Annotated in this window: 14 protein-coding genes; 8 read left to right on the top strand and 6 right to left on the bottom strand. The window is 52.0% G+C overall.

Annotation, left to right across the window (positions count from 1 at the left end; genetic code table 11):
* Window positions 1-134: 134 nt before the first annotated feature.
* On the bottom strand, window positions 135-608 hold the full coding sequence (locus AC5JO6_RS24275; protein WP_496083614.1) for a hypothetical protein: 474 nt from the start codon (window positions 606-608) through the stop codon (window positions 135-137).
* Window positions 609-907: 299 nt separating this feature from the next.
* On the opposite strand from AC5JO6_RS24275, the gene AC5JO6_RS24270 reads away from it, so the two are divergent.
* From AC5JO6_RS24270 to AC5JO6_RS24240, 7 genes are all read left to right on the top strand, one after another.
* Window positions 908-1,057 (top strand): hypothetical protein, encoded by a 150-nt coding sequence (locus tag AC5JO6_RS24270; RefSeq protein WP_496083613.1) that lies wholly within the window; start codon window positions 908-910, stop codon window positions 1,055-1,057.
* 128 nt (window positions 1,058-1,185) lie between these two features.
* On the top strand, window positions 1,186-3,720 hold the full coding sequence (locus AC5JO6_RS24265; protein ID WP_496083612.1) for a glycogen/starch/alpha-glucan phosphorylase: 2,535 nt from the start codon (window positions 1,186-1,188) through the stop codon (window positions 3,718-3,720).
* 105 nt (window positions 3,721-3,825) lie between these two features.
* Window positions 3,826-4,161 carry a hypothetical protein gene (locus tag AC5JO6_RS24260; protein ID WP_496083611.1) on the top strand — a complete coding sequence of 112 codons (336 nt, stop codon included), beginning with the start codon at window positions 3,826-3,828 and terminating at the stop codon, window positions 4,159-4,161.
* Entirely contained in the window at window positions 4,158-4,796 is a 639-nt protein-coding gene (locus AC5JO6_RS24255; protein WP_496083610.1) for a histidine phosphatase family protein, read from the top strand. Before AC5JO6_RS24260 ends, AC5JO6_RS24255 begins: the two co-directional genes overlap by 4 nt.
* Before the next feature lie 630 nt (window positions 4,797-5,426).
* Window positions 5,427-7,112 carry an iron uptake porin gene (locus tag AC5JO6_RS24250; protein ID WP_496083609.1) on the top strand — a complete coding sequence of 562 codons (1,686 nt, stop codon included), beginning with the start codon at window positions 5,427-5,429 and terminating at the stop codon, window positions 7,110-7,112.
* On the top strand, window positions 7,102-7,227 hold the full coding sequence (locus tag AC5JO6_RS24245) for a hypothetical protein (RefSeq protein ID WP_496083608.1): 126 nt from the start codon (window positions 7,102-7,104) through the stop codon (window positions 7,225-7,227). The genes AC5JO6_RS24250 and AC5JO6_RS24245 overlap by 11 nt, the downstream gene beginning before the upstream one ends.
* A gap of 279 nt (window positions 7,228-7,506) precedes the next feature.
* Window positions 7,507-9,288, top strand: a complete 1,782-nt coding sequence (locus AC5JO6_RS24240; protein WP_496083607.1) for an ABC transporter ATP-binding protein — start codon at window positions 7,507-7,509, stop codon at window positions 9,286-9,288.
* A 214-nt stretch (window positions 9,289-9,502) separates the two neighbouring features.
* On the opposite strand, the gene AC5JO6_RS24235 is transcribed toward AC5JO6_RS24240, so the two are convergent.
* Complete coding sequence (locus tag AC5JO6_RS24235) at window positions 9,503-9,919, bottom strand: response regulator (RefSeq protein WP_496083606.1); 417 nt, start codon at window positions 9,917-9,919, stop codon at window positions 9,503-9,505.
* A 314-nt stretch (window positions 9,920-10,233) separates the two neighbouring features.
* Between AC5JO6_RS24235 and AC5JO6_RS24230 the strand changes: the two genes are divergently transcribed.
* Window positions 10,234-10,743 carry a hypothetical protein gene (locus tag AC5JO6_RS24230; protein ID WP_496083605.1) on the top strand — a complete coding sequence of 170 codons (510 nt, stop codon included), beginning with the start codon at window positions 10,234-10,236 and terminating at the stop codon, window positions 10,741-10,743.
* Between the two features lie 36 nt (window positions 10,744-10,779).
* Here AC5JO6_RS24230 and AC5JO6_RS24225 read toward each other — a convergent pair whose 3' ends face one another.
* From AC5JO6_RS24225 to AC5JO6_RS24210, 4 genes are all read right to left on the bottom strand, one after another.
* Window positions 10,780-11,517, bottom strand: coding sequence for a PRC-barrel domain-containing protein (locus AC5JO6_RS24225; protein ID WP_496083604.1), 738 nt, complete (start codon window positions 11,515-11,517; stop codon window positions 10,780-10,782).
* Between the two features lie 123 nt (window positions 11,518-11,640).
* On the bottom strand, window positions 11,641-12,474 hold the full coding sequence (locus AC5JO6_RS24220; protein WP_496083603.1) for a metallophosphoesterase: 834 nt from the start codon (window positions 12,472-12,474) through the stop codon (window positions 11,641-11,643).
* A gap of 48 nt (window positions 12,475-12,522) precedes the next feature.
* A complete protein-coding gene (locus tag AC5JO6_RS24215; RefSeq protein ID WP_496083602.1) occupies window positions 12,523-14,202 on the bottom strand; it encodes a GumC domain-containing protein in 1,680 nt (559 codons plus the stop codon).
* Window positions 14,203-14,225: 23 nt separating this feature from the next.
* Window positions 14,226-16,511, bottom strand: a complete 2,286-nt coding sequence (locus AC5JO6_RS24210) for a GumC family protein (RefSeq protein ID WP_496083601.1) — start codon at window positions 16,509-16,511, stop codon at window positions 14,226-14,228.

The raw sequence follows: 16,511 nt of genomic DNA, 5'->3' as shown, positions 1-16,511 counted from the left end.
ACTTGAAACAGGAGTGTTCCAACTTGAAACAGGAGTGTTCCAACTTGAAACAGGAACGTTCTCACTGCAAACAAAAACGTTCCCGCTTTAAACGAGAACGTTCTCACTGCAAACCGAAATCGCCGTGTTAAACCTTACACCGCTGACGGTTGAGGCTTGGTCTTTTTCGCTTTGCGCGCAAACCGTTGCCCCAATTCATCCACTACTGAGTCCAGCCCTGCGCCCTGTCCACTTGCCTTCGCGTAGGTATACACCTGGAGCGCGGCGGCATAGGCTTCACTGCCCACCGTCACGTAGGTATCGTCCAGCAATTCCTGAAGCTGCGCCATCGCCACCACAATGGGGTACATTGCCTCAAACAACTGTACGTCCTTCCGCATTTCATCAAGGTCAAACGATCGCGGCAAAAAGTCGGGGTTCTGCGTAGCAACTTCCAGCGCCTTGCTGACAAACGCTCGGCTCTTATCGCCCATCTTGGGCAGCGCTTTGCGTTCGTCTACTGACAAATCGATCAGGAACGGGAGTGTTTCTTTAATGGTGGTAATCGCATTCATCACGGCGGCGCGATCGGTAGCGGTCAGCGCTGCGCTAATGGGAGCGGTTGACATGGTTGGTTTCTCCTTTATAAAGGGTAATTGCTTTAGCATTCCCCTCTTTCAGCTAACACTTGCAGCCAGCAGCACGTTGCCTCCTTACCCAAACCTTAAGAAAGCTCTTAGCATTCAACGCCTGGTCAGTAGCCAGGAAAACAGTAGGCTCACGTGTATGGATGCTAATCTCCCCTGATGAAATATCTCACTGCGATCGCTGGAGCGACCCAATCGCAAGTGCAATAATGTACCCTGTGCGTAGCATGTAGCAAACTCAAACCACGCCAACTAGAGAGAGAGCGGATGAGGACGAATCGATGGCAAAGGCTTTACTTGAGCAACGGTGGGACATCACAATAGTTGTCGCAGCGATCGAGAGGTTTTGGGCGATCGCACCGTTGAAACCACGCGATGCCACCCCGAATGCCTCGTTGATGACGGCACCAATACCACTGCATCCGTCTTAGATGCTTATTGAGGAAACCTTAAGGCAAAAATTGCTGCCGATGCCCTTACGATAAGAGACTAACCCTGGAGCAGTGCTAGGAGCCGTACTTTACCTGGCTGACGTGTAGATACTGAAAGGACTTAAACCATGCAGACCGCGCCCAATCAACCCATCGAATGCGTACCAACAATCGTCGTTGAAGACGACCGTACCGGGCTGAGCGTTGAAACACTGAAACGCGCCTTTCAGGACAACCTCTTCTACATTCAGGGCAAGTTTGCCAAGATTGCCACCCAAAACGATTACTACATGGCGCTGGCGTATACCGTGCGCGATCGCTTGCTCCGACGCTGGCTCACCACTGCCGAAACCTACACCGAGCAGTCTTCCCGCACCGTTGCCTACCTTTCTGCCGAGTTCCTCATGGGTCCTCATTTGGGCAATAACCTGATCAGCCTGGGCATCTACGACGAGGTAAAACAGGCGATCGGCGAACTCGGTCTAGACTTTGACGCACTCCTACAGCAAGAAGAAGAGCCTGGGTTGGGCAACGGTGGCTTAGGTCGTCTGGCTGCCTGTTATCTCGACTCCATGGCAACGCTCGACATTCCCTCGATCGGCTATGGCATTCGCTATGAGTTTGGTATTTTTGACCAGGATATCCGCGATGGCTGGCAGTTTGAAAGCACTGACAAATGGCTGCGCTATGGCAACCCCTGGGAAATCGCTCGTCCCGAATGGGCAGTCGAAGTGAAGCTGGGCGGTCACACCGAAGCCTACACCGACGAAGCGGGACGCGATCGCGTCCGCTGGGTACCCAATGAACTCGTGATGGGCATTCCCTACGACACGCCAATTCTGGGCTACAAGACGAATACAGCCACAACGCTGAGGCTTTGGAGTGCGGCTGCGGCTGAATCGTTTGACTTTGCTGCCTTTAACTCTGGCGATTACTTCCGTGCGGTGCAGCAAAAGACGGTTTCGGAAACGTTGACGAAGGTGCTCTATCCAAACGACGAGTCCTTTCAGGGCAAGAAGCTGCGTCTGGGGCAACAGATCTTCTTTGTGTCGTGCTCTTTGCAGGACATGATCTTGATCCTCACCCGTCAGGGCATCTCGCTCGACCAATTTCACGAGAAGTTTGCGATTCAGTTGAATGACACGCACCCCGCGATCGCCGTTGCCGAACTCATGCGTCTGCTGCTGGACGAGCACGCGATCGAGTGGGATGCCGCATGGCACATTACCCAGAAAACACTCTCCTACACCAATCACACGCTGCTGCCAGAGGCACTAGAACGCTGGGGGTTGCCTCTCTTCAGCGCACTCTTGCCACGCCATCTCGAAATCATCTATCAAATCAACGATCGCTTCCTGGAAGAGATTCGCCAGAAGTTTCCTGGTGATAGCGATCGGCTCAACCGTATGTCGCTCATCGACGAAGCAGGCGAACGCTACGTCCGCATGGCGCATCTCGCCTGTGTGGGCAGCCACGCCATCAACGGTGTTGCCGCGCTGCACAGCGAACTCCTGAAGCAAGACGTGCTCCGCGATTTCTACGAGCTATACCCCGAAAAGTTCAGCAACAAGACGAACGGTGTCACCCCGCGTCGCTTCATGGTGTTGAGCAATCCTCGTCTGACCAACCTCATCAACAGCAAAATTGGCGACGGCTGGATCAAGCACCTGGATGAACTCCGCAAGCTGGAAACGTTTGTGGACGATGCCGAGTTTCGCCAGCAGTGGCGGCAGATCAAGCTGGAGATTAAGCAAGATCTTGCCGACTACATCAAGCAGATTAATGGCGTTGACGTTGATCCTACGTCTCTCTTTGATATCCAGGCAAAGCGCATTCACGAATACAAGCGGCAGCATCTGGATGTGCTTCACATCATTACGCTGTATAACCGCATTAAAGCCAATCCTGATGTAGAGATTACGCCCCGCACATTCATCTTTGGCGGCAAAGCGGCTCCTGGCTACTACATGGCGAAGCTGATCATTAAGCTCATCAACTCGGTCGGCGATGTGGTGAACAACGATCCCGATGTGCGCGATCGTCTCAAAGTAGTGTTCCTCAAAGACTACAACGTCAAATTTGCCCAGCGCGTCTATCCTGCTGCCGACCTCTCTGAACAGATTTCGCTGGCAGGCAAAGAAGCCTCTGGTACCGGGAACATGAAATTCTCAATGAATGGCTCACTCACGATCGGCACACTCGACGGTGCCAATGTCGAAATCCGTGAAGAAGTCGGAGCTGATAACTTCTTCTTGTTTGGTCTCACCACACCCGAAGTCTACGCGCTTAAAGCCAAAGGCTACAACCCCTGGCAATACTACGACAGCAACCCAGAGCTAAAAGCCGCTATGGATCTGATTGCCTCCGGTGGTTTCTCGAATGGCGACACTAATTTGTTTAACGCGTTGGTGAACACGCTGCTGTATAAAGATGATTACCTGCTGATGGCAGACTATCAGGCTTACATCGACTGCCAGGATCGCGTCAGTCAGGCGTATCGTGACCAGGATAACTGGACACGGCTGTCGATTCTCAACTCGGTTCGCATGGGCAAATTTTCGTCCGATCGCTCCATTCGTGAATACTGCGAAGATATCTGGCACGTCAAACCCGTTGCGATCGAGCTTAAAGAGTACGTCCAGGCAGGCGCAGGCTTAGATTAAGCGATCGGTTTGGAGAAAGTTGAGTAATTGAGCGTTCAGCGTTCAGCCCTCAGCGTTCAGCTTTCTCTTGACTCCTCACCCCTTACTCCTCACTCCTCACCCTCAATGGAAACCAAAGACCCACGCTTTTTAGTCGATCATCAATCTGTTGCGTCCCTCGTGACCCAACTCCACGACTACTTTGAGAACTCTCACTCTCACTACAAAATCGAGCGCAGTAAGCTGATGAGCGAGTTGCACGCGGCTGAGGGCGCAACCGAACAAAATCTGCTGCAAGAAATCCGTAAAGTGGAGGCAGAGATTTCGCTGTTTGGTGTGCTGAGCGATTCGCTGTCGATCGCCGATCGCATCCTCCACGCCCGCAACGTCATGAACGAACTGGGACTCGACAATCCGGTTTACAAAATGCACTACGAGCAGGACACCGAAAAAGTCTCATGAGCCTAACGCTATATTTTATGCGGCATGGCGAAACCACCTACAGCCTCTCTGGTGGCTACTGTGGCGATTTGGATGCTGATCTCACAGAGAATGGTCTCAAAATGGCTGAGGCATTTGCGGTTGCTCACCAAGCGATCGCCTGGACTGCCGCCTACGTTAGCCCCATGAAACGCACGATCGCCACTGCTAAACCTCTGTGCGATGCCATCGGGCTAGAAATGCAACTGCGCGACGGACTCAAAGAAATTCGCTACGGTGAATGGGAAGGACTGACGCAGGAGTATGTGCAAGAACACTACGCCACCGACTACGTTCGCTGGTTAGCGGAACCTGCCTGGAACGCACCTACAGGCGGCGAAACATCCGTGCAGATTGCCAGTCGCGCCTCATCGGTTGTCGCTGAAATCGAGCAGAAACATAAGTCTGGGAATGTGCTGGTTGTTTCGCACAAAGCCACGATTCGGATTATTCTGTGTGGCTTATTGGGAATCGAGCTGGGACGCTACCGCGATCGTATCAACACCCTTGCAGGGTCTGTCAGCATCGTCAAATTTCGCGATCGGGGTCCGCTCCTGGAAGTTCTGGGCGATCGCTCCTATATGGATGAGGAACTTCGCTCTCTAGAAGGCACATAAGAGCGGTCAGCCGTCAGCGGTCAGCGGTCAGCCGTCAGAAAAAGCTGATAGCTGATAGCTGATAGCTGATAGCTGATAGCTGATTCTGAACCGTCTCCAGAACCATCAAAATAATTGGGAACTGGTTCATCCATCATGAAACCATAGATAAAAGGCATACGTCTGGAAACGGCAACGGCTTGAACGAGCAGGCTATTGCAATAGACTATTGCAACATACTTGCAATAAGGCTTGACAAACGCATCCTGTAAAAGCTAAAAATACTTGTTGCTAATCATTGTCATTTAGATAATGATCTTCTATCGTCAGATCTGCCGTGTATCGGCTCTTCCCCTATGAGCGGTGGTCATTTCATTCTTAACGCACCCAAAGTAACAGGCGGTTTGATTTCAACACCCTCGATTCCTAGCTAAGCAGCTTGCAGGAAGGGGGAGGGGGGCATAGCGGACGAAACGCATACGCCTTAGTCTGTTTTCGGGTAGACTTTAGTCTCGAAAAGAATGATAATCGTTCTCGTGTTCAGGTCATTCAGTTCATTGAAGCTTGATTGGCAAACGCTGAGGTTTCATGCGGTAGCCTGCGTGGGGCTTGTTGGCGCGTTCTTTAGATCATGTGTGAGGAATCGTTTTCATGTTCAAACAGTTTGTTCATTCTCTGCTGTTTAGCCCAGTGCTTCTCGGTGCTGCTGTGGTAGCGGCAGCGGCGCAAGCGCCTCAACCAGTACCCAATACGCAGCCGTCTGAGGAACACGCGACTCAGATAATTTTAACGACTCGTAAGGTGGCGATCGCGCCCAGTCAGCCTGCCTCTAACGCCATCGATCGCTCCCAGATAGTAGAGCCAGAGGCGATCGATGAGTCTGATGATGCGGTTGCCCAGGTAACGTCGGTGTCTCAGCTAACGGATGTAAAACCGACCGATTGGGCATTTCAGGCATTACAATCGCTGGTTGAACGTTATGGCTGCATTGTAGGTTATCCTGACAAAACCTTTCGGGGCAATCGGGCGACAACGCGCTATGAATTTGCGGCTGGTCTGAATGCGTGCCTCGATCGCGTGAATGAACTCATTGCCGCAGGCACGGCTGATTTGGTGAAAAAAGAAGACCTGGCAATTTTGCAGAAGCTGCAGGAAGACTTCGCAGCCGAATTAGTGACCTTGCGCGGTCGTGTTGATGGCTTAGAAGCCCGCACAGCCACGTTGGAAAAACAACAGTTTTCCACGACGACAAAGCTCAACGGTGAGGTAATTTTTGCTTTAGCAGGCGTTGCAGTAGGCGATACGGTCAACGGTAATGCGGTGCAGAAGAACACGATTCTGGGCGATCGCATCCGGCTCAACTTTGACACCAGCTTTAATGGCGAAGACTTGCTGCGCGTTCGGCTACAGGCGGGTAACATAGCGCCCTTTTCCTCCAATGCGACATTCACACCCGAAGGCGATTTGCGCCTTGCGGCAGATTCCAACAACAGCGTCGGCATTGATGCCCTGCTGTACCAGTTCAAGCTAGGCGAAAAGACCTCTATTGTGCTTGAGGCAAACGCGGGTGCGATCGATGACTTTACAGATACCATCAACCCGTTTCTCGATGGTGATGGTGGCAGCGGTGCTCTGACTAACTTTGGCACCCGCAACTCCATCTATTACCTGCTCAACGGTGCTGGCGTTGGCATTAAGCATGAGTTCAGCGACAAGCTAGAGCTGAGTTTGGGGTATTTGGCAAATGATTCGGCATCACCCGCAGCGGGTAGTGGTCTCTTTAACGGTGCGTTTGGCGCGATCGCTCAACTTACCTTTAGACCCTTCGAGCCACTGGCGATCGGGCTGACCTACATTCACGCCTACAACAATGACTTTACAGCGAATGGCAGTGGTGGCAGCAACAATGCTAATCTCGGCAATCTGGGTGAGGCATTCAATAGTGATTCATTCGGGTTGGAAGCATCGTTCCAACTCAACCCCAAGATTGTGATTAATGGCTCCGTGGGATACACAACCGCTAATGTGCTGAGCGGCACCAGGGGCAGCGTTGATATTTGGAATTGGGCAGTCAGTCTGGCGTTTCCTGATCTCTTTCGGAAGGGGAGCATCGCAGGCATTATTGTAGGCATGGAGCCTAAAGTGACCAGAGCCAGCAGTCGCCTGAACTTCTTGGAAGACCCGGATACCTCACTGCACGTTGAGGGCTTCTATCAGTTCCAACTGACCGACAACATCGCCATTACACCAGGCATTATTTGGCTTACAGCACCCGACCATAACAGCGGTAATGACGATGTTGTCATTGGTGTCATTCGCACAACCTTTGCTTTTTAAGGAGCGGTCAGCGGTCAGCGGTCGGCGGTCAGCAGTCAGCGGTCAGCGGTCAGAGAAAGGCTGTGGTTGGTGTCATTCGTACAGCCTTTGCTTTCTCGGAGCGGTCGGCGGTTAGAGGATTGCAAGAAAACAAGATACCAGTGGTTTGGGTTTCGGCTATGCTCAACCCACTATGACTGAAGGTTGAGCGCCGTCGAAACCTGGTTAATGGGTCGGTTATTCAACCGCAAAACCCTTAGCGGTCAGAGAAAAGCTGATAGATGATAGCTGATAGCTATCCCAGACTTATACAGTGATTCTCTAACCGATGTTCCCCAAACGATGCCATCATTCCTGAGTCGCTGTACTGTAGGGAAAGTCTCTGGAACATTGTAAGGCGCAGCAAAGGAGCGGCATGAGAGGTACAGGTCCCATCGTGGTATCCGAGCAAACGGCAATGCAGCCACGTTCGACGCTACGGCGCTTTTTGCAGTACCTACGCCCATACCAGAAAGAAATGCCGATCGCGATCGCTCTGGTCATGATCGGTGCGGCAACGCAGGTGATCGGTCCCTTTCTGCTCGGTTGGTCGATCGATCATCTGATTCAGCAGGGCAATTTGGCGGGTTTGCTGCTGTTGTTGGGATTGCTGGCGTTGATCTATGTCCTTGGCGTTTGGGCAATTCGGGGGCAAATCTGGCGCGTTGGCTCGATCATGCAGCGTCTGCTGGCGCACCTGAGGCAAGACATTTTTGTCAAAATTCAGAGCTTGCCGCTGGGCTTTTTCGATCGCAGTGAAGCGGGTGATCTGATGAGCCGCCTGCTGAATGATGTCAACACGGTCAATCAGGCATTTGGACAGACGATCGCGCAGATGCTCGGCAATACCTTCAGTCTTGTTGGTATCGTCATTGCTATGCTGGCGATTAACCTACAGCTTGGGTTGCTTAGCAACCTGGTTGTGCCTGTGATGATTTTCACCACAGGGTTGTTTGCACGGTGGGCACGTACCCGCTTTCGCGTCACTCGACAGACGATCGGCGAACTCTCCGCTAAGCTCGAAGAAGACATCGGCAGTGTCCGCGAAGCCCAGGCGTTCAATCGCGTGCAGATGAACATTGCCGAGTTTGACCTGCTCAATGCCGCTAACCGTGACGCAAACGTACAGGCTGTGGCAATTACGGCTGCATTCCTGCCGTCGATCGACTTTCTCAACACGTTAGCAACAGCGGCTGTGCTGGCATATGGCGGCTATCTAGCAGTAACGGGAGCAGCCACGATCGGCGTAGTCACTGCTTTTTTACTCTATGTACAGCAGTTCTTTCGCCCGATTCAGATTCTCAGCCAGTTTTACACCCAGGCGCAGTCGGCTTTTGCAGGGCTAGAGCGGATCTTCTCACTACTCGACGAGCCATCTCAGCTCAACGATGCACCCGATGCGATCGAAATGCCTCCTATTCAAGGCAAGGTTACATTTGAGCATGTCGCCTTTGGCTACACGTCAGAAAAGCTTGTCCTGACCGACGTAAGCCTCACAGCAAATTCTGGTCAAATGGTCGCGCTTGTAGGACCGACAGGCGCTGGAAAAAGCACGGTGATCAATCTGATTCTGCGTTTCTATGATGTTTCAGGCGGCGCGGTTAAAATTGATGGCATTGATATTCGCAGTGTGACTCAAGCAAGTCTGCGCCGACAGATTGGTATTGTGCTGCAAGATAACATTCTCTTCAGCGGTACCGTTGCCGAAAATATTGCGTTTGGTGCACCGCAAGCCACCCATGCCCAAATTGAAACAGCCGCACAATTAGCAAATGTGCATGAATTCATCACCTCGCTTCCGCAGGGATATGCCACACAGCTAGGCGAACGTGGGGCACCCCTCAGCCAGGGACAGCGACAGTTGGTGAGCATTGCCCGTGCAGTCTTGATTGACCCTCGCATTTTGATTCTGGATGAAGCGACGAGCAGTATCGATACGCGGACTGAGGCTTTGGTGCAAGATGCGATCGCTCGACTGCTCAAAGGTCGCACTAGCTTTGTGATTGCCCATCGTCTAAGTACTGTCACGCAAGCTGATCAGGTCTTGGTGGTGCAGCAAGGTCAAATTGTCGAACAGGGCACTCACGATGAGTTGGTTGCACAGCAGGGCGTTTATGCCAATCTCTATGCGCTCCAACTCGGTGTAGCTGCTACCTAGGGCGCGTCATCAATTCAGCTCGAAACCTCTGGTATCAGCATGGTCGCGCCCGCCCCAACACACGAGGCTAGGGATTGGAACCCTTCCTGTAAGCAATGGGTAGTCGTCATTGACGACAGTCCCTAGAGAATAAGCCTCAGATTCAGATGGGAGCTATGTCTGCACAACCAAAGAGCAAGTGGTTGTGCAAATTTGGCGGTTGTGCAAATTTGGCTTAGTTAGCTGATAGGACGACATTGTTCGCTTCAACGGTATGTTCTAGATGCAAGTAAGCTCGGACTCTAGCCAACAGCTCATCAAAGTCGATCGGCTTGCTGATAAAGTCGTTTGCCCCCAACTCAAGCCCTTGTAATGCGGCTGCCTCGTCTTGGGCTGTGATCAGCACGATCGGTATTGCAGGTAGACTCTCGTCCTGCCGAATGCGTTGCGTCACTTCATAGCCTGTCATACCAGGCATCATGACATCTAGCAAAATTAAGTCAGGTGGAGACATCTTAATCTTACTGAGTGCCGTTCGACCATTCGTTGCTACGTCCACAGTAAAGCCCTCTGCTTCGAGTATCGTTTGCAGCAGGAACAGGTTGTCTGGAACATCATCGACAGCGAGGAGCTTATAGACTTGATTAGACACGGTAGTAATAACCTTACGGTATCAAAAAGTTTTACTCATCTATATAATTTCTAACCTTTGCTGCCTTCATCTGAGGTCTAGCTAGAGACGTATTACAGCATCGAAGCGGACTATTTTTCAATTCTCTTAAGCTTTAGATAGCCTTTAACTGATCGGTGACTTAATCAGAACTTATACAACGCATCGACCAGCGTGAGTAGAAGCACTGAGAAAGCCATGACAGAGTCTCAAACCCAGTTTATTAGCTGAACCTTTCATCGCTTCAAGGCTAGATATAGTACAATTGTTCTTAAAATTGTCAGTCTAGAGATGCAATGTATTTACTGATTTATGCGTGCTGCAAAGAATCCGATCGCCAACATGCTCACGAACGGAGCGTGCGCATAGAGTGGGCAGAGCAACCTCCAGCCATTGATGATCTGGTATCAATGGGCAAGCAGAAGCGCTGGCACATCGTTGAGCTTACAGCTTACAAGCCTGTCACATTGGGGCAAGACGTGCGGGCAGTTTATTTAGCGCAGGTGCAACGAGAAGATTTGCCGCTGGCACCAAAGTCAGAGTGGTCGTTCTTCCAGCCGCAAGAAAACATTCATATTCACCTTGCAGAAGTTGGCGAATCAGCCCTTCAGCTTGGCTTCAATACCATGGGTGAACCGCCGCAAATGGGAGAGCAATTGACGTTAGATCCATCAAGCTCACCAGACACAATGGCAACCAAGTGGGTTATCGATCGCTATGACACTTACTTACCTGAAAGCGCCACCTCTTATCATGCCGTCTATCTCGCCTGGTGTCTGGCGGCTGAAACGTCGATCGCTGGGTAACGTAGATAGTAGGAGATAGTAGGACGCTGCGACCGACTAGCGCTGCTTATTTGCCATCAGCCGCTCTTCATATCGCTTCAGCGTTTGGTGGTCACGCTCATTCAGGGCATACAATTCTGGATCTTGCTGATACCGATACGTGTCGTGGTCAGCCGCTAGTTCAGACGGTTGAGAAGACGCATCTGCTAAGGCATCGTAACCAGCGTGACCAACCCCATACGAGGGCGGTGGATCTGCGGGCGTTGCAGGTGCACTATCGTAGCCAGTATACCCAACACCATAGCCAGCGGGTGCCTCTGATGGTGCACTCGGAGCCGTGTCATAACCTGCATAGGCGACCCCATAGGACGGAGGTGGATCGGTTGGCGTAGGAGGGGCACTAGCGGAACCAGCATAACCAACGCCGTATGCGGCTGGAACATCGGCGGTACGGTAAATCTGCCTGGCTTGCTCTTCGTGGTCAAAATCGATGGCTGTGTTTTGAGTGAAAGCAGGCAAAGCCTCTAACTGTGTTTTGCTGAAGCGATCGACGTAAACATGACGTGCAGCATCATCAATGCGAGTACGCGCGATCGGCAACAGCACTTTTTTGCCAAGAATCCAGCCGCTAGTATGGACAACAAAATAGCGGAAGCTGCCATCATCATCGACTAACAGGTCATCAATAGAGCCGATTTGTTCATCTCCGGAGTAAACTCCAAAGCTCTGAATATCTTGATGATCAAAATAATCCCGGTGGCTTGGGTCAAACTCTTTAATACTATGCAGTGCCATGAGCTGTTTCGTTCGTTTCTAAAGGTATTTCTACAGATAGCCAATCGACATTGACGTTCCTACCGTAGCAACTCACTTCCTTTCTCCTGTCTACCTTCTGAAATATCTTGCCAAACGGCGCGATTAAGCACCTTGGGTCAGCGTAATAGCAGTCACTTCAGGGGGACAAAACAACCGACCGGGCAGGTAGGTACCCAAGCCGCGATTCACGTAAAGGCGGTTGCTGCCCACATCATGCAGTCCTTGCGCCCACTCCCAGTGTTTAGAGACCCGATCGCATTCTTTCATCCAGGGTACAAACTGTCGGGCTTGCCTGGGTAACTTGCAGTACGTCGTTGAAATGAGCTGCGACACGTTGCCGATGCCTGGAAGCACCACCTGACCGCCGTGGGTGTGTCCAGAGAGTTGTAAATCAACGCGCCATTGCTGCAACGGTACGGCAGTATCGGGATTATGCGACAGCACGATACGGGGAATGTGAGTCTCGATCGCCGTCATCACAGGCAGAGGATTAAACGAAGCCGACCAAAAATCAGCCAGACCAACCAGCGCGAGTCCAGCTCCTAGCGGATAGGCAGTTTCATTCCACAACACCTGAATGTCAATACTGGTGAGTGCCTCCGTGATTTCACGGCGCGATCGACGGTAGCAAATGTCGTGGTTGCCTAAAACAGCATAGATGCCAGCTCGGCTTTCTAGTGTTTTAAGCCACGGAATCAGGTTATGAATCGCAGCAGGATCAGTCGTGACAAAATCTCCGGTAAGGACAACCAGATCAGGCTCAAGAGCGTTGCTAGCCTCGATCGCTTCTCCCAGCATCCGTTCAGAGAGCCGAATTCCATCGAAGTGAAAATCAGAAAATTGGGTTAGCGTCACGCCCTGGAGCGAAGCGGGTAGATTGGCGATCGCAAGCTGCAATCGCTCTACCGTCAGGGGTCCTGTCAACAGTCTATGCATACGCTCTTCAAGCAGGACATCTCCAGCCTAGCAGTTGTTCACGGAGGCTCAGGCAGTGACTGTTGCCCGCTTTCGCGTCCCTATCCGGGTTGCCGCTGTTAAAAGAAACAGAGTAGTGCGTCGATCGTGCAGCGGCATTGCAAGCGCAGGCATTACCAGAAGTGAGGGCAGCGCAGATGGTTCGGATGAGTCAGATGGTTGCCAGGGCTGAACGGTCGATAGTTGTGCTTGCCACGAGAACTCCGGTTGAAGCGCTGATAGCTGTCGTCGAGGCGATCGCGTGAGCGTAGTGTGTTCGGCAATGGACATAACGAAAACAACCAGCAAAAAGGACAGCAGCAACCCCAAACTCAGTCGATGTTCGGGATCAGAGAGGGTAAAGCCATGAGAAACCTGCTCAATGGCAGGCGCTTCAGTAAGCTGCCAGCGGGTTTGTGCTGGTGCAGACTGTTTAAGTGCTGCACGTTTTGTTTCGTACAGGTTTAGATTATCAGTGGCAAACTTTAACTCCAGATTAAGTTCGTCGTAGTGCCGAGCCAGTGCCGCCCACTGTTTGATTTGCTGCTTGATCGGTTCCTCGGTTTGCGCGATCGCCTGCTGGCTAATAGTCAATGCCTGCACTTGCGTTGCCGCCGTCACGCCTTCTAACAGCGTTTGCTGATGCGTCACCGCTGTATAGTCAGTTGTCTTGTTGGCTTGAAAGTCAGCGATCGCCTGTGCAAGTTTGGCAGCGATCGGTTGTTGCGCTGCCTGTGTCATTTGGGCAGATACCTGCTGATAGCGCTGCTTGAGCGCTTGTAGCGTTGTACTGTCTGGCTGCGGACGGGTAAGCTCGACCGTGAGCTGCTCGGCGATCGTCTGAAACTGAGACAGCAAGGCTTGATAGCGATCGTTCTGGCTGAGCGCTTGCTTTACTTGCCCAGTCTCCGTTTGCCCTGTTCGTCTTTCTAGAATGGCTGCCTGCGTACGTACCTCTGTCAGCCGAATTTGCAGGTCTTGCCGCTGTTGGGTCAAGACAGTCAGGCGTTGAGATAACTGCTGCCCCAGTGCCGTCGGTTCGCTAATGCCATGCTGCTGCTGAAGCGTTTGGAGGTTTTGCTGTGCCACTGCTACCTGCTGTTGTAGTTGAGGCAGTCGTCGCTCAACGAAATCAAGTTCACGGCACAGGCTTGTGCGGCAAGCTTGACTGTATTGTAGGTAGGCTTGCGATACGTTTTCCAGTACCGCCTGCACTTTTTTGGGGTCGGTGTCCTGGTACGTCAGCTCTAGCGTTTTTTCGCCATCGCGGTGAGCAATATCTAACTTCTGCGAAAGCGTGTCGTAGGTAAGGTCAGCGTACTGCGACTGGAGCTGTTGTACAACAGGCGAGAGCAGTTTGGGACTCCACAGCACCTGAATTTGGCTGGCGTAATCAATACTGGGCGCGGCGATCGCTGCTTGATTTGCGGCAGTTTGGGCAGTAGGCTCGATCGTGCCAGCAGACTCAACGAGTAGCTGAAATTTACCCTCATACGTTGCGGGTTGATCAGCTAAGCGGATGAGACCAGTGCCTGCAACGGTGGCGATCGCGGCTCCTGCGATCGCTCCCGTGCGCCGATTGAATAGGCTCGAGGTGATCCATCCCAGATCGTCAGGACTAGCATGGCGATCGGGCAGCGCAGGGGGCAACAGACCCTCATTGGTTGGGGATACTTCGGACGATGTAGACGGAGTGACTGATGAGTGCATATCAGTACAAAGCAAAGGGGCAGCTAGACCTCAACAGGGGCAGAACCATTTTGATTTTGGGACTGAACATAGGGGCGGTAGTAACCGTAGGGAGTATTTGCCGCATCTTTGGCACCGTTTGCCACTAAACCGAGAACGTTAGTAGAAGAAATCTTCACTTCCTCCAGGGTTTGATTCAGGGCGAGGCGCTTGGTCTTGCCCATGCGAATCACTAGCACCAATCCATTCGTTTGGGCAGCAATCAAACTGCCATCGGCTAAACCCAGAAGAGGTGGAGTGTCGTAAATCACCAGATCAAACACCATCTGGAAGCGTTCCATCAATAACTGCATTTTTCCAGAAGACAGTAGTTCAACCGGGTCTAACGTTGGCTTTCCAGCGGTCAACACCATCAAATTGTCTTTTAGAGGTGACTGCTGGAGCACATTCCTGACGTTGATATTTGAGGTAAGGATGTCACTTAAACCGCATTCATTCGATAGGTTCATCTGGCTATGCACCTGAGGATGGCGCAAGTCTGCATCGACCAACAGTACCCGCTGTCCCATTGCCGCTGCTGCTTGAGCCAGGTTGACCGCGATCGTCGACTTACCATCGCCCGGCTCAGGGGAACTGATAGTGAGCGATCGTACAGGTGCGCGCAGCGGGAGCAACCGAATGTTTTTGTACAGCGATCGAAACGCTTCAATAAAGGGGAAGGCATTGTAAAGGCTGTTGCGATCGACTCCTGCCGCTTGGTTGGCATTGGGTTTTGCCGTCGATCGAGCCTGGAAAAGACCGCCCAACCATCCAGGTGAGGCGATCGTTTTGGCATCATTAAAGGGAATATTGCCCAGCAACGGCAGTTGTGCACTGCGTTTGACCTCGTCGGTCGTTTGCAGCACGTCTTTGGAAATTTCGACGAGAAACCCAACGCCAACGCCCAGCAGAAGCCCCAGTATCGCAATGAGCGCCAGGAACCGCACTTTACTCGTAGCATCAACGTTGATCGGCTTCCCCAGTTGATCCTTGACCAATTCGGGCGGTCTGATTAATTCCCACGGCACTTCCTGTTGAACGGCATCAATTTCTAGCGCTTCCTGACGGCTGGAAAACTTATTTAAGCTTTCATTCGCAATGACCAACTCTCGCTGTAAATCGGTGTACTGCCGCGCCACATTCGGCAGTTGCTGAATCTTCTGATTGACCTCTGCTCCCGACTGGGCAATGGCGCGATCGCGAGCCGTTGCTACCGTAATCGAATCGGAGGCTTTACCCACAACCCGGTCAGCTTCCTGGCGCAACACGCTCTGTAACTTCTGGCGTTTCTCTTCAAGCGCTTGAAGTGTCGGGTTGCCAGGCTGTAGGCGAGCAGATTCGATCGCCAGTTGGCTCTCAATTTGCTGGTACTGAGTGAGCAGAGCCTGGTAGTAGGCAGCTTCACCGACAACCGACTGAAGGTTAGAATTTTGCAACTGCTGCTGTAAGGTGCGTTGTTTCGCCTGCGTTTCTGCTAGCTGCGTTTGGCTATCAGCCTGTTGCTGACCCAGCGTCCCAGCGCGTTGGGTTAACTGCTGCCCCTGCAAATCGGGATCGACGATCGTGTACCGCTCACGCAAGGCTTGAATTTGACCCTGCAAAGCGTTGACGCGCTGTCTCAGTTGAGGTAGCTGGCTGTCGATAAATTTCACCCCCTGCCGAATGCTGGATTGTCGCTCCTTAAGGCTGTAACGGAGGTACGCACTGGAAACCTGTTCAAGAATGTACTGGACTTTTTGCGGATCGGAGTCTTGATAGCTCACCTCAATCAGCTTTGTGCCCTGTTCTCTCTTATCAGCGGTTAGAGTCGTCAGGCGAGCAATCTTTAAGCTGTTAATCAGCTGTTCGTAAGTGATGTCTGGATACCTCGTTTGCAGTTGCTTCACGATCGGATTCATCAATTTGGGACCCTGCAAAATGCGGATCTGCGTCTCGTAGTCCAGACTGGATTGCTGAATATTAATCTGCTCAGGTTGAATGGTCTCTGCACCTTGTGCACGAGCAGCCGATCGCGCCTGCTGTTGTTCTGCTGTCACAGGTTCAACCAGCAGTTGAAACCGACCGGAGAACTTAGGAGGCGTAGAGCTTGACATGAAGAAAAGTAAACCACTAGCGACGGCGATCGTACCCAAAGACACACTGGCAATGAGTAAGGCTCGTCGCCGCAAAACCGCACCTAGCCAACCCAGATCCCACTTTTCTTCTTCACTACCAGTGGGCTGAAGCAGCGGTACAGAAAATTGTCCATTTACTTCAGAGAGCGAGGATGAAGCGTTTTGCTTGCTATTCAT

Source organism: Tildeniella sp., from assembly GCF_059505325.1.
Note: the sequence above shows the minus strand (reverse complement) of the source record. Positions and strands in the feature narration are given on the sequence as shown.

What these genes read in the sequence shown, in the direction of transcription:
- AC5JO6_RS24275 (WP_496083614.1), bottom strand. Translation starts at nt 608, where the DNA reads ATGTCAACCGCTCCCATTAGCGCAGCGCTGACCGCTACCGATCGCGCC.
- AC5JO6_RS24260 (WP_496083611.1), top strand. Translation starts at nt 3,826, where the DNA reads ATGGAAACCAAAGACCCACGCTTTTTAGTCGATCATCAATCTGTTGCG.
- AC5JO6_RS24220 (WP_496083603.1), bottom strand. Translation starts at nt 12,474, where the DNA reads ATGCATAGACTGTTGACAGGACCCCTGACGGTAGAGCGATTGCAGCTT.
- AC5JO6_RS24210 (WP_496083601.1), bottom strand. Translation starts at nt 16,511, where the DNA reads ATGAATAGCAAGCAAAACGCTTCATCCTCGCTCTCTGAAGTAAATGGA.
- AC5JO6_RS24270 (WP_496083613.1), top strand. Translation starts at nt 908, where the DNA reads ATGGCAAAGGCTTTACTTGAGCAACGGTGGGACATCACAATAGTTGTC.
- AC5JO6_RS24225 (WP_496083604.1), bottom strand. Translation starts at nt 11,517, where the DNA reads ATGGCACTGCATAGTATTAAAGAGTTTGACCCAAGCCACCGGGATTAT.
- AC5JO6_RS24250 (WP_496083609.1), top strand. Translation starts at nt 5,427, where the DNA reads ATGTTCAAACAGTTTGTTCATTCTCTGCTGTTTAGCCCAGTGCTTCTC.
- AC5JO6_RS24230 (WP_496083605.1), top strand. Translation starts at nt 10,234, where the DNA reads ATGTATTTACTGATTTATGCGTGCTGCAAAGAATCCGATCGCCAACAT.
- AC5JO6_RS24255 (WP_496083610.1), top strand. Translation starts at nt 4,158, where the DNA reads ATGAGCCTAACGCTATATTTTATGCGGCATGGCGAAACCACCTACAGC.
- AC5JO6_RS24240 (WP_496083607.1), top strand. Translation starts at nt 7,507, where the DNA reads ATGAGAGGTACAGGTCCCATCGTGGTATCCGAGCAAACGGCAATGCAG.
- AC5JO6_RS24215 (WP_496083602.1), bottom strand. Translation starts at nt 14,202, where the DNA reads ATGCACTCATCAGTCACTCCGTCTACATCGTCCGAAGTATCCCCAACC.
- AC5JO6_RS24265 (WP_496083612.1), top strand. Translation starts at nt 1,186, where the DNA reads ATGCAGACCGCGCCCAATCAACCCATCGAATGCGTACCAACAATCGTC.